Origin of the sequence: Pontibacter virosus, assembly GCF_003096355.1 — a bacterium.
Lineage (GTDB): Bacteria > Bacteroidota > Bacteroidia > Cytophagales > Hymenobacteraceae > Pontibacter > Pontibacter virosus.
This window is the reverse complement of sequence record NZ_QEKI01000010.1, coordinates 23,672-37,004: the sequence shown is the minus strand read 5'-3', so window position 1 is coordinate 37,004 and position 13,333 is coordinate 23,672. Positions and strand designations below refer to the sequence as shown.

General features: G+C 50.8%; 11 protein-coding genes. 6 read left to right on the top strand and 5 right to left on the bottom strand.

The genetic code is table 11. The features are described 5' to 3' along the window. The first annotated feature begins 85 nt into the window (after positions 1–85). The 4 genes from C8E01_RS14455 to C8E01_RS14440 all read left to right on the top strand — a co-directional run bounded on the left by C8E01_RS14455 (position 86) and on the right by C8E01_RS14440 (position 3,112). On the top strand, positions 86–715 hold the full coding sequence (locus C8E01_RS14455) for an NAD(P)H-dependent oxidoreductase (RefSeq protein ID WP_116544168.1): 630 nt from the start codon (positions 86–88) through the stop codon (positions 713–715). A gap of 74 nt (positions 716–789) precedes the next feature. Continuing rightward, on the top strand, positions 790–1,491 hold the full coding sequence (locus tag C8E01_RS14450) for a DsbA family oxidoreductase (protein WP_116544167.1): 702 nt from the start codon (positions 790–792) through the stop codon (positions 1,489–1,491). A gap of 23 nt (positions 1,492–1,514) precedes the next feature. Beyond that, complete coding sequence (locus C8E01_RS14445; protein ID WP_116544166.1) at positions 1,515–2,537, top strand: LLM class flavin-dependent oxidoreductase; 1,023 nt, start codon at positions 1,515–1,517, stop codon at positions 2,535–2,537. A gap of 209 nt (positions 2,538–2,746) precedes the next feature. Beyond that, positions 2,747–3,112, top strand: a complete 366-nt coding sequence (locus C8E01_RS14440; RefSeq protein ID WP_116544165.1) for a spore germination protein GerW family protein — start codon at positions 2,747–2,749, stop codon at positions 3,110–3,112. 51 nt (positions 3,113–3,163) lie between these two features. Here the strand turns inward: C8E01_RS14440 and C8E01_RS14435 are convergent, their stop codons facing one another. After that, entirely contained in the window at positions 3,164–3,781 is a 618-nt protein-coding gene (locus C8E01_RS14435) for a hypothetical protein (RefSeq protein ID WP_116544164.1), read from the bottom strand. Between the two features lie 227 nt (positions 3,782–4,008). Here C8E01_RS14435 and hflK point away from each other — a divergent pair, with 227 nt between their 5' ends. Beyond that, positions 4,009–4,992: an FtsH protease activity modulator HflK gene (gene hflK, locus C8E01_RS14430; protein ID WP_116544163.1), complete on the top strand. Its 984-nt coding sequence runs from the start codon at positions 4,009–4,011 to the stop codon at positions 4,990–4,992. A 3-nt stretch (positions 4,993–4,995) separates the two neighbouring features. Further along, positions 4,996–5,934, top strand: coding sequence for a protease modulator HflC (gene hflC / locus C8E01_RS14425; protein ID WP_116544162.1), 939 nt, complete (start codon positions 4,996–4,998; stop codon positions 5,932–5,934). Here hflC and C8E01_RS14420 read toward each other — a convergent pair. The 4 genes from C8E01_RS14420 to C8E01_RS14405 form a co-directional block, all read right to left on the bottom strand. Next, positions 5,931–6,770 carry an MBL fold metallo-hydrolase gene (locus C8E01_RS14420; protein WP_116544161.1) on the bottom strand — a complete coding sequence of 280 codons (840 nt, stop codon included), beginning with the start codon at positions 6,768–6,770 and terminating at the stop codon, positions 5,931–5,933. The genes hflC and C8E01_RS14420 overlap by 4 nt on opposite strands. 166 nt (positions 6,771–6,936) lie before the next feature. Then, positions 6,937–11,901 carry a DNA repair ATPase gene (locus tag C8E01_RS14415; protein WP_116544160.1) on the bottom strand — a complete coding sequence of 1,655 codons (4,965 nt, stop codon included), beginning with the start codon at positions 11,899–11,901 and terminating at the stop codon, positions 6,937–6,939. 84 nt (positions 11,902–11,985) lie between these two features. Beyond that, on the bottom strand, positions 11,986–12,546 hold the full coding sequence (locus tag C8E01_RS14410; RefSeq protein ID WP_116544159.1) for a hypothetical protein: 561 nt from the start codon (positions 12,544–12,546) through the stop codon (positions 11,986–11,988). A 142-nt stretch (positions 12,547–12,688) separates the two neighbouring features. After that, entirely contained in the window at positions 12,689–13,318 is a 630-nt protein-coding gene (locus C8E01_RS14405) for a DMP19 family protein (protein ID WP_116544158.1), read from the bottom strand. Positions 13,319–13,333: the final 15 nt, after the last annotated feature.

The window sequence follows — 13,333 nt, the reverse complement described above, 5'->3', positions numbered from 1 at the left end:
CAGGCACAAATTTAAGAAATACCTTTGAGTTACCAAAAGTAACCTAGTTATGAAACGTTACTGGTAATTTAACTGTTGTATAGACATGAATATCCTGGAAACCTTACAGTGGCGCTATGCCACCAAACGTATGAACGGCCAGCGCGTGCCGTCAGATAAAGTAGAACGCATTCTGGAAGCCATCCGCCTGGCTCCTTCCTCCATGGGTCTGCAGCCCTACACGGTGCTGTTGATCGAGGATGAGGAGCTGAAAAAGCAGATTAGGGCTGTTGCCTACAATCAGCCGCAGATCGAGGAAAGCTCTCACCTGCTGGTGTTCGCCGCCTGGGACAATGTTACGCCTGCGCAAATCGACGAGTATATTTCGCACACCGCTTCAGAACGCAGCATGCCTGTTGAAAATCTGCAGGACTTTAAGAACACGTTATTGAGCATGGCTGAGCGAAACACACAGGAACAAAATTTTAACTGGGCTGCTCGTCAGGCCTACATCGCCTTTGGGGTGGGACTAGTTGCCGCCGCTACCGAAAAAGTGGACGCCACGCCGATGGAGGGCTTCGATGCCGCCGCATTGGACAAACTGCTTGACCTGCCAGCCAAAGGCCTGCGAAGTGTTACCCTGATGCCACTCGGCTACCGCGATGCCGACAACGATTGGCTGGCGAGCCTGCCAAAAGTAAGACGTCAGAAAGAAAAATTCGTACTGGAAGCATAAGCTTCTGCATAACACGTTTAGCCGACAAAGCCTGTTTCAGGTTCTTGCCGGCTTACGCATTTAAATTAATGACTATGACAAAGCAGAAAATCAAAATAGACATCTTCTCCGACATCAACTGCCCCTGGTGCTATGTGGGCGAGCGACGACTCGACAAAGCCCTGAAGCAGGTGGAAGACCAATACGAGGCCGAGATCAGTTTCAAAGCTTTTGAGCTGAACCCAAACATCCCGCAGAACGGTATGGGACGGCTCGACTACTTCAAAGGCAACTACGGCGAGCAGATTGTGGCACAGGTGCCGGCCATGGACCAGCGTATGACAGAGGCTGGTGCTGAGGAAGGTATAATGTTCAACTTCTCGGACAGCATGACGGTGAATAACACCTTCAACGGGCATCGCCTGATCTGGCTGGCCGAGCAATACGGTGTGCAGCACGAAGTAGCCAGTGCTTTGTTCAAAGCTTATTTCACGGATAATCGCCAGATGAACGACACGGCCGTGCTGAAGGAAATAGGTATAGCACAAGGTATACCTACTGAGCGACTGGAAAACTTCTTCGAAAGCGAAGAAGGCAAAAAGGAAGTACGCGAGATGGAAGCCTTTGCGCAATCCGCAGGTATAACCGGGGTGCCCGCCTTTGTGATCAACGACCAGTACCTGGTAAGCGGTGCCCAACCTGCAGAAGCTTTCCTGAACGTATTTAAGCAAGTAACTCCGACTATCCAGAAGCTCGACACAGAAGGCAATAGCTGTGAAGTGGGCGGTGTATGCTAATGAAGGACAAACGATAATTGACAATGGCAGATAAAAAACTGAGCGATATAAAGCTTTCCGTACTCGACCTGGTGCCAATCCGCACAGGCAAGAGCATTCATGACTCCTTTCAGCATAGTCTGGAACTGGCCCGCCATGTAGAGGAGCTGGGATACACCCGTTATTGGCTGGCGGAGCATCACAACATGCCGGGCATCGCCAGTTCGGCCACGGTGGTGTTGATTGGCTATATTGCCAGTGGTACCTCTACTTTACGGGTAGGCTCCGGCGGCATCATGTTGCCCAACCACGCTCCGTTGGTAGTGGCCGAGCAGTTCGGCACGCTCGAGAGCCTATACCCTGGTCGCATTGATCTGGGATTGGGGCGAGCGCCTGGCACTGATCAGGTAACGGCTTACGCCCTCCGTCGTGACCTGCAGGGTAATGTAGAAGATTTCCCGAACAACGTGGCGGAGCTACGCCAGTACCTGAGCAAGGAGAACAGCACTGCCAAGGTGCGCGCTATTCCTGGCGAAGGCCTCGACATACCTGTCTGGATTCTGGGCTCGAGCACGTTCGGGGCTCAGCTGGCTGGCCTTATGGGACTACCCTATGCTTTTGCGAGTCACTTTGCTCCTGCAGCGCTACATGCCGCGCTCAAGGTATACCGCGACAGTTTCCAGCCCTCTGACCAGCTGCAAGAGCCGTACGCCATGGCTTGCGTGAACGTCGTGGCCGCTGATACGGATGCAGAAGCAAATCACCTGGCCACTTCCCTCTACCAGTCTTTCCTGAACGTGATACAGGGCAAGGCCTTGCCGATGCAACCACCCGTTGAGAGTATGAAAGATCGTTGGAGTCTGCAGGAGGAGTATGCCGTGAAACAGATGCTGCGCTACAGCTTTGTGGGCAGCAAAAAATCTGTAGAAGAAGAACTGAAGGCTTTTGTGGACGAGACGCAGGTGGACGAGCTGATGATCTCAATAGGCATATTTGATCCGGAGAAACGACAGTACTCCTATACCTTGCTTTCTGAACTAATAGATTTGAAAGCTGCTAAGGTATAAGTATATAGTTTGGTTTTAGAATAAAAGCGGCGTAGGCAACCTGCCTGGCCCGCTACAAAGAAACAGACCCGAGCGTGCTCGGGTCTGTTTCTTTGTACCTATACCTTCACTTCGGCTATGCTCACCATTCATATGATGCCACTCTCCTGCTTTTCTGAAACGATTGGATTTCATCACGTACAACTGATTAAATAAATTAATACAAACGCATGGAAGAGACATCAAAGAAAGAGCAGAACGGTTTCATAGAGCGTCTGGCGCAACGGCTGGGCATTTCAGCAAATGCCAGCACGATTTACGGTGATCCGGTGGAGCGTGACGGCGTAATTGTTATACCTGCGGCCAAGGCCATGTATGGCTTCGGTGGCGGAAGTGGCTCCAAAGCGGGCGAAGAAGGAACTGGTGGCGGTGGCGGTGTGGCCATCAAACCTGTAGGCTACATCGAAATAAAAGACGGCAACACAAAATTCAAATCCATCCCCGATCCGGAAAGAGTCATTAAAATAATCGCTGTTAGCGGTGTGATGGCTTTTTTTATTCTGAAAAGCGTTGACAAACTGGTGAACAAGCGCTAACACTGTCCAGTTAATGCCTGCTAACCCTTCCTCCGAGGTATAAGGTAGCTGTTATTTATTATCTCCTGCTTTGGCTCTTGGCGGGTTGATCATGATGTGCGCCCCATGCGTGCCCGGATGCATGATCCAGGGCATGGCAACCGTGCCCTGGTCTGGCTTGAGCGGAAGGCCTGTGCTCTCTGCAGTGGCCCAGGGGATGTAAACCACGTAGCGTAGATAGCCATCGGCTACCTCACCGGTACGCGCGTTTACCTGCTCATCCGGCGCACTGTAAACAAAGAGCGAAGAGGGCTGCTTTGGCAAAGTCAGTTTTCCACTTTTAGCCTCCTTCTCGCGGGTCTCGAAAATGTCGTTGGCGCTCATACCTTGTTTGCGCAACTCACGGCCGCGGGCCATAAAAGGCTCTAGGTCGCGGTGGTAGCACGACACTGAAAAGCCGGGCTGGTTTGGGTCGTCAGCCAGGCAAATCAATTCGTTCGTGCCTTTGCGTAACGTCACTACCTCCCCTTTCTGATTATAACCCAGCACGGTGGCACCTTCCCGCTTGTCCGCAGGAGCGGCCAGTACGGCGGTCTTTATCTGATTCTCAGCTGAAGGTACAGTCGTGCTTTGGGACTGGGCGCTATACCCTATCAACAGGGCAAAAACAAAAGTGAAAAAATGTTTCATATCGGTTTAGGGCTAAGTGAAAATGACAAAATACAGGCTTCCTGTTCGCTTTTACCCTGTACGAAGAAAACCCGGAAAAAGCTTAGAACGCTCGTAGAGTCTGGCCTCCATATGCTACTTATACCTAAGTAAAACACCTCCAAACCCGGTGACTACACTTATCAATACATCAACATATTAAGATATTTTAGTTATCTTAACGCTATCAACTAACCGATGCATTGCCCATGGCCGAGCCAAATTACCGCCTGCAGTATTACATGTTCATGCTCAGCAAGCACTTCCGCAAAATTTTGCTTGGACTGTTTTTGCTGATCCTCCTGCTTACCTCCATTAAAACAGTGGGTCCTGAAGAGGAAGGCGTGGTAATGTATGTGGGCCATTACGACCGTACCGTGCAGCCCGGACTGAACTTTATTTTACCTTTCGGCATAGAAGAAATGCGGAAGATTCCGGTGCAGCGCCAGCTCAAGCAGGAGTTTGGTTTTAGAACAACAGATTTAGAACGGAATACCCAGTACTCTAAGGCGGACTTCAACGACGAATCGTTGATGCTGACCGGTGACCTGAACCTGGCCAATGTGGAGTGGGTGGTGCAGTACCGCATCGTGAACTCCTACAATTACCTGTTTAAGGTGCGCGACGCCGAGAAAGCCCTGCGTGATATGTCCGAATCGGCGATGCGCAAAATCGTAGGTGACCGCACTGTAAACGAAGTGCTCACCGTTGGTCGCCAGGAAGTGGCGACCAGCATGGAAGTGCTCCTGCAGCGTATGTGCGACGAGTACGAGAACGGCATCCGAATCGACCAGGTGGTGCTGCAGGACGTGAATCCGCCGGAGACCGTGAAACCCTCTTTCAACGCCGTGAACCAGGCCCAGCAGGAACGTGAAACCCTGATCAACCAGGCTGAGTCGGAGTATAACCGCATCATTCCGCGTGCCCGTGGCGAGGCCGATGAAACCGTTCAACTCGCCGAAGCCTATGCGCTGACCCGCGTGAACGTGGCCACGGGTGAGGCCGCCCGCTTCAACTCCCTCTTCGAGGAGTATGTCAAAGCCCCGGAGGTAACCAAAAAGCGTCTATACCTGGAGACGATGGAACGCATTCTGCCAAAAATAGGCGACAAAGTGATTGTGGATGAGCGCGGCAACAACGTGCTGCCGCTGCTGAACCTGAATCAGAACAAAACTCAAACGCAAACGAAATAGCCTGTGAACACTCCAAAGATACTATCGCTCTTAGCCGCTGTGTTGCTGCTTACATTGCTTTTCACAAGCGTATTTGTACTTGATGAAACCAAGCAAGCCATCGTCACCCAGTTTGGTAAACCTGTAGGCGAACCACGTGCGCAGCCGGGTCTGCATTTCAAAATTCCGATCATACAGAAGGTGCAGTTCTTCGATAAGCGCTACCTCGAGTGGGACGGCGATGCTAACCAGGTGCCTACCAAGGACAAGAAATTCATCTTTGTGGACTCCTATGCCCGCTGGCAGATCACCAATCCGCTGCAGTTCTTCATCCGTCTGCGCGACGAACGCTCCGGCCAGTCACGTCTCGACGATATACTGGACGGTGAAACCCGCAACGCCATTGCCAGCCATGATCTGCTCGATATCGTACGCTCTACCAACCGCGAGCCTGAGGTATCGGACGAGGTGATGGAGGATCTGGAGAACCTGGAAAAAATAACGGTCGGCCGTGACAAAATTGAAGCGCTGATTCTGAAGCGCGCCAACGAACGCACCTCTGACCTGGGCGTGCAGATTCTGGATTTCCGTTTTAAGCGTATGAACTACGTGGACGAAGTGCGTAACCGGGTATACGACCGCATGATCAGTGAGCGTAACCGGATCGCCGATCAGTTCCGCTCCGAAGGTCAGGGAGAGGCCCGCAAGATACAGGGTAACAAAGAGCGCGATCTGGCTCAGATCACATCGCAGGCCACCCGCGAAGCCGAGGTGATTCGTGGTAAAGCCGATGCACAAGCGACTTCCATCTACGCTTCTGCTTACAACCGCAACGCCCAGGCCCGCGAGTTGTACGGCTTCCTCCGTTCCATGGAAACGCTGGAAAAGTCGTTTGATGATAAAACGAGTGTGATCCTATCTACTGACTCGGAGCTGTATAAGTATCTGAAGCGGGCAAATTAAAACAGCGACAACTGATCACCGGCCGGTGTAATGTCACTGACTGACAAGGTACGCTCGAAAATGTCACCCTGGCAGCTGATGGTATACACGGGTGTTTCCTCAAACCTAGAGGCGACCACCACTTCCGTGCCGTCGGCACAGGTTTCAAAAAGACTCTTCGCCAGTTTTGGGCAATTGTTGTCCTTGGAGAGGTGCGACAGGAACACATGGCTCATGAAGGCCGGCTTGTGCGCCACAAACAACTCCAGTGCCTGTTTGTTGGACATGTGTCCGTGATTGCTGCTGATGCGTCGTTTAAGATAATAAGGGTAGTAACTCTGCTCCAGCATACCCTCGTCGTAGTTTGTCTCCAGGAAAGCCGCATGGCACTGCTGGAAATGTCGGATGACGTGGTCGCAGGGGGCGCCGATGTCCGTAAACACACCGATCTTCACGCCATGGCCTTCCACCACAAAACTATGCGGGTCGGCCGCGTCATGAAACTTCGGAAAACCTGTAACAGACAAACTACCAATCTGCACAGGCTCGTATCCTGTGAAGGACACCACCTCCACCCCACTCAGGTCCATACGGGAGCGGTACAAGGTACTGGTTGTAATGTAAACTGGTAATTTGTACTTACGCGCCAGCACCGGAATGCCTTTGATGTGATCTGAGTGCTCGTGCGACACAAAAATAGCCTTCACCTGCCGCATACTCAGTCCAAGTCGCTGCATGCGCCGTTCGGTTTCACGGCACGATATACCTGCATCCACCAGCACAGCTTCCTGGCCGTTGCCGATGTAGTAACAGTTGCCGTTGCTGCCGGAATTTAAAGAGGTAATGGCTAATTGCATAGAAGTACAAAGGTCGGGTTTATCCGGGGATTAGTCAACCTGATATAACTCAAAAAGATTCCTGTGTCTTTGATTTTAAAAACGTGAGCTCACAGCTATAATTAGTTAATCACAAAAGCCCCAACAGGTTATATCCGCTGGGGCTTTCTATTTAAACTGCTATACCTTAAAACTCTTCGGCTTCCAGTTTACTCGGTTTGAACTGGCTCAGCACATCCTTTATACCTGCCAGTCCACCGGAAATGTTTTCCATCTCAGAGAGCACCTGCCCTACCTGGTTGTTGCCGCCGAAGCCCTTGAGCTTGTTGTTGCGCACAAAGGTGGCTTTAATGTCCTCCCAGCGCTGCGCCTCTTTCTCCGTCATAATGCCAATCAGCTGCTTGAACTTGAGCATGTTGGCTTCGGCACCGGAAGTGAGCGTCTGCGACTCGGCTTCGTAGTGCGACAAGATCAGGGTCTGCAATTCCTGGTCGTTCATGATCGGCATCACCTTTTCGGCCAACTTGTTCATGTTGCGGTAAGAGCCCTGCAGCTTGAAGACCGGCTCGGTGCGGTACTCGTCTGCCTGAGCTGCCGAACGGATGTACTCGAGGTTCACTTTCAGAATCACATCCTGAATCTTGAGGAGCTTTTTCAGCACCAGCACATACTCGTTTATTTCTGCGGCAGAATGATTGCCTTCAAACTCCAGCCCTTCGCTGTTTCCGGTTTCGGCCAGCTGAATGAGCGCGTAAATATCTTTCTGACTCTTTGCCGCCAGCTTTGCCAGCACGGTGTTGGAGGTCAGGGAGTTTTCGATGTAGCTCAGTTTAAACACGTCTTCCGTGTCGCCGATGATGTCGCCGAGGTTGTAGATGTCGGCGCGGTTGGCGAGCATGTCCGGGATGCGGAACTTTTCCCCTGTCTCGGTGTAGGGGTTGCCGGCCATCACCACGCATACCTTCTTGCCCCGGAAGTCATAGGTTTTGCTACGGCCTTTGTACACGCCTTCGATCTTGCGCTGGGCGTCGCAAAGAGAGATGAACTTCTGCAAAAACTCCGGATTGCAGTGTTGAATGTCGTCGAGGTAGATCATCACGTTGTCGCCCATCTCAAAGGACAAATTCAGCTTCTCCAGCTCCTCACGGGCAGCGGCATTGGGTGCTTCTTTCGGGTCCAGCGCCGTGACCTGGTGCCCAATGGCCGGACCGTTGATCTTCATAAAAATGATGCCCAGTCGGTTGGCGATGTACTCCATGATGGTGGTCTTACCATAGCCAGGAGGCGAAAGCAGGAGCAGCATACCCATCAGGTCGGTGCGCTTGGTCTCCCCTGCAGAACCGATCTGCTTGGCCAAATTCGCACCTATCAGCGGCAGGTATACCTGGTCGATCAGTTTGTTGCGCACAAAAGACGAGAGTACCCGCGGCTTGAATTCGTTCAGGCGAAGCGCCTGCTCGGCCTGCTGCGTCAGGTTCTTTTTTAGCTCCGTAAACTGCATGAACGCGGTAGCCGTGCTGGAGGTATAGTCGCGGAGACGGTGCAGAAACTGGTGGTAGTTCAACTGGTAGCTTTGCCCATGTACCTGCTGGTGGGCGCCCTGCATACCTTGCAGGTTTTCTTTCAGGACAGTGTGCACCACCTGTAGTGGATTGTAGCTGTCGGTCAGGATCAAGGTCGCGACTTCGGCCACATACTCGGCTTTGTCGTGCTGCCCCGCCTGCGCGATGTAGGCCTTGAGCCAATGCTGTATTAGCTCGAACTGGTGGGCCACATTCTCCTCCAGCGCCTTTACCGATTCTTCAAAACGATCCAGCACCTTTCGCTCCGTCAGGAAATGCTTAAAGCCATCGTACAACACATCGGCCTGACTATCGATCACAAAATGGTTGCCGCGGGTGAGTTCGTAGAAAAGGTACTCCCCTGCTTCTCCTGCACTGGCCTCTCTACAAAGTCCGGTTTCTTGCTGGAAGGTATAGAGTTCCTGCTGCAAATCTGCTTTCACATCATCGAACTCGTGCGTGTCAGGAAACACCTGCAAAATGGCGCTTATACCTTTGAGCTGGTGCGTGAGCGTTTTCTTCTTCGACTCGGGCGCAAACACCTGCCAGTACAGCTGGGCACAGGCTCTGTCGATGGAGGTATAGCGGAGCAAGTCGGCTGTCTTAATCAGGCGAATCAAAGCGCCTAGTATCAGGGCCGCGTCATGATCGTGCACGCCTTTCATGTAGCCTTCGTTGAAGCGAACGGCCATGAATCTATTCACGTACTCGGTCAGCTCCGTTGCAGTCAGTTTGTGCAATTCATCAATCGTCAGGTAGCTCAGACTATTCTCTGTTTGCTGTCCGGCTATACCTTTCTCCTGCGCTGCTTCCAGCACTTTAAAGGCGAGGTACTCGGCGCGGTATACCTGGTTGTTTTCCGACACCAGCGTCTGCTCCCACACCGGGCGATAGCTTAAGAACTGGTCATCGGTGATCTTCTCAAAAAAGTTGGTCCCCGTGAGGTGGTAGTACATGGCGTCGTCGCGGTGCACCACGCTCAGCTCCAACGGCTGCGTGTTCACAGTGAACTGGTGCTTGCCGAACTTCAGGATATTGGAGCCATCCACGAACAACTCCTGCTTGTCTTTGAGCTGGCGAACCGCGTCTTCCTTCAGCGTTTTCAGGCGACTCTGGATGGTGTCGGCTTTCACCGTGTCGCCGATCCTGAGTAATTCCTCGACTGTGCTCCGCACTTTCTCGATCATTAGGTCAGAGGCGAAATAGCCGTTGATCTCACTCACCGAGGTGAGTTTGCCGGCTCGGTTCTGTACTGCTTTCAGGATGCGATCGGCGGCCTGTTGAAGACTGTTGGCACGCTTGTTCTGCGCCTCCTGCAACTGCACCTTCTTCGATTCAAAAGCACTGTAAATCTCCTCTCGCTTGACGGTGAGCTGCTCAATGAATTCGTCAAAATCCGGGAAGCGGCCTTCCAGTTCCTCCAATTGCACCATCAGCTTAGCTAGGTACTCTTCACACTTCTGTGGCGAGTCTGATACGTCGAGGTAATTCACCACGCTCTGGCTGATGAGCTTTATCTGGGAATTGAATTCGGCTTTGCCCTCCTGGCTCAGCAACTCCTTACGCTTGCGACGCAGGGTGGCTTTGGTTTGGTTGAAGGTGGCGTAGATGGCCGAGATGGTATCGATGATGCGGGTGGTCTGGGTGGCATCTTCGATCTTGAGGTTGCTCACCACATCGATCAGCATTTCCAGCTCCGCCGACACCGCCGCAATCTCTTTGTCTGTTGCGTCGGCCTCCACCACCTTGCCTATACCTTCAATGGCCGTGTTGATCTCCTTTACCTTCTTCTCGTAAGGCGCCAGCGCATTGGGCTGCAAAAGAAAATCAACAGCTCCGTTGGCTGTCTCCTGCGCGAATTGCTGCAGCTGTGCTTCGTATTTTTCTATAGTCGGCAGGTCGGTGTAGCGCAGCTCTTTGAGCGAGATCACCTCGCCACGTATACCGCGCAAATCCGCCAGGTACTTCACATAATCGTTGATGCTCTCGGCCTTCCTGAACTTCAGCGTCTGGATAAGCGCATCGGCCTGCCCCAACACCTGACTGATCTGCGCCTGCGTGCTTTTCTTGATGCTGAGCACCTTCTCGTACTCCTCCACCGCGGCCGTGGCCGTTTGCCGGATCGCTGAAATCGGGGCCGCCAGGTTGTAAGTTTCTGCACGGTTGAGCCAGTGGTAGGAATCCAGCACATCCGTCGTTTTCTTGATCAGGTCGAGGTATAGGTTGGCGTAGGAATCATCCTTGTGCAACAGCGAAAGCACTTCGTTGCTCTCGGCCATGGCCCGCACAATGTCCTTGTTGCCGATCTTGTAGAGGTAAGATTCCTGTGTGACAGGTATAACAAAGTTCGGCCCGATATAGGGCGTCTGCCAGATCTGGATGGCATGGTGCTTCTGCGCCTCTTCATCGGCTCGGAAATAGCAAAGCTCTCCGTTCTCGTAAATAGCGTAACCGTGGCACACGATCGGCGTTTCGATCTGCTGCGTGATCAGGTTATAGGACAGCAACAGGTATACGCTCGTCTCTTTGTTGTAGAACACATAAAGGAAATCCTCGCCGTTCGGGGAGGCAATGCGCTTCTCGAAGAGCATGTCCTGCAGGTTGTTGTCGAAAGCTTTGAACTCGCCCGTCTGCAGGTAGTAGCCATAGGCGTAGATAATGCCCTGCCCGTCCGGCAGCAGCACACAGCTGTGCTCCAGCGCGTCGATACGGCGGGCTTCCTGCAGTTTGGAGTTGTAAACGAAGTAGCGGTAGTTATTCTCGCGGTATGGCCGGATCTTCAGGATGATGATATTGCCAACCACGGCGTAGTAGATTTCCGAGTCATCCAGCGTCTGGTCTTTGTCTTCGACCTCTTCGGAATAAATGCCGCGGCCGGAATCGGTGTTATCTTCTACCTTGATGGTCAGGTCACCGCCAACGGTCTCTACGAACACCTTGTCTTCGATGGACACGTGCGGGTGCTTGCCTTTGCGCTGCGCTTCGCGGGTGGTGCGCTTCCAACTGAAGTCGTGCTGGTTGGGGAACACATACTCGTGGTCGCTGCGGTTGTCGATGTAGGTGATCGTGTCGCCTTTGAGCAACCACTTAAAGGTCTTGATATCGTTAAGACCCTTGCCCACCCGGAACACCATGTAGAGGTAGTTGCCGATGTGCGCAAACTTGACGAACTGGGTGTTCTTGTAGTATTTGTAGAGCTTCTGAAAGTCGTCCTGAAAGGTCTTGTCCTGTAGCAAGTCGAGCGGCTGCTGGTGGAAGCTGTGGCCCTCGTAGGTATAAACGCCGAACACATCCGACAGCTCCACCTCCGACTTCAGCCCAAGGTATACGTTGTAGCCAAAAAGCAAGGTATAGCCCACGGGCACCATGTCTGAGGGCACGCAATTGTTCTCGGTCGTGATGCGCTCCGTGGTGATCAGCTTCGTCTCAATCGCCCCGAACACGCTCTTCCGCTCTTGGTTCAGCTGCTCCAGTTGTGCGCGCAGTTCGGCCCCGCTTTTCTGCAGACGGCTCCGTAAGATTTCATAGGTACCACCCTCCAACTGCACGTTTTCGGCAGTCGGTATGGCGGCGGTATTGGTATCTTCCATGAGGGTGGAGGATTAAGAATTTAAGATTGGAAATGGTTAGAATAGACTATTTATGGCTGAGGCATACACCTTATCTGCAAGAGACTATTCTTTGTTAAGCTGGTAATCGGTGTCAATCAATATTCTTTTTACTTTATCATTTTCGAAGTTTATGTACACCCAAACACCCGTTGAAGCTGTTTCTACAAAAATATTATTATGCTTTATAAAGTTGTTTGGCTCGCCTTTGCTGAAAAGGATTTTCTTCACTTCGTCTTTCGTCAAGCCAACTTTTAACCCATTTGTCATCTGAATTGATGGCTCTGTGAGGTTAGCAGACACGATAGCCATATCATTACTTTCTGAGTATTCTTCCAGAGTAGTATGGAAGAACTTGACAAATCCCTTATCCAACTTTAGCCTGTACAAGGCAACTTCTTCTGTCGAATCACTACCTAAGGGAGAAATTTGATCTTCAAAGCTATATCTGTTACTGTAGTAGCTTTTTAATTCTTCTGGTGTTGAGAATTTTCCGAAAGGATAATAGAAGTACCAACTGTGGCTAACAAGCTTTAAAGTATCAGGTGAAGGTGTGTCTAGTTCAAATCTGTAAGTTGTATCGGACTCAAAATCCTCCACATTCAGAACAGCCTCTTCCGTATTCATTTTCTCTGCCTCTGCAAATTCTTGTTCTCCAACGGCCTGCTAACTACAGGAGTAGATAAAGAGTATAGTAAATACTCCAATAGCGAGAGTAGTTTTGTTTTTCATGCTTTAGTAGGATGCTAATAAACTGGCAACTGCAGTATTACTTTGTAATAAATTGATCAATATTTTCTCTAATATATCTCGCCTTTAAACCCGATAAAGATTCTGATTCTCCTAGTTTATAAAATTTATCATCTAGGTCATTAAGAGGGTTTTCTTTATAGGATGCGCTAAAACTCTCTAGTGTGCCGTCATCGAATTTTTCAAGGTTCTTTTCAATGGAGGCATATACTCTATTTGCTTCTTTCATCAGTTCAGCAAATTTTACTGCCCCAACAGTTTCAAACCCATCAACAGCCATATTTGCGTACTGTCCACTAGAATTGAAGTAAAATTGGTTGAAACCCCCATTATTTACTTCCGCCTCGACCATCCAAGTAGAGAAAATTGCCTGCTGCCCTTTTGTTAATTTTCGGACGTTATCGAGTTCATTTTCATAGTCCTCTCCAATAATCGCATATATATTATCATAAACCGTCTGCTCTAACTCGTGATCTGGTATGGACTTAAGTATTTCAGTTGTCAGTTCCTTATATATAGTCCTATTTAGAAACGCTTCAATAGAAGCATCTATAGCTTCCACATCTGATTTTTTACGCTCTTGTTCGTTGCAACCAGATAGAGTTGTTAATCCTAAAACCATGAGTGTCAATGCAAATAATTTCTTCATCTATTATTTTAGATC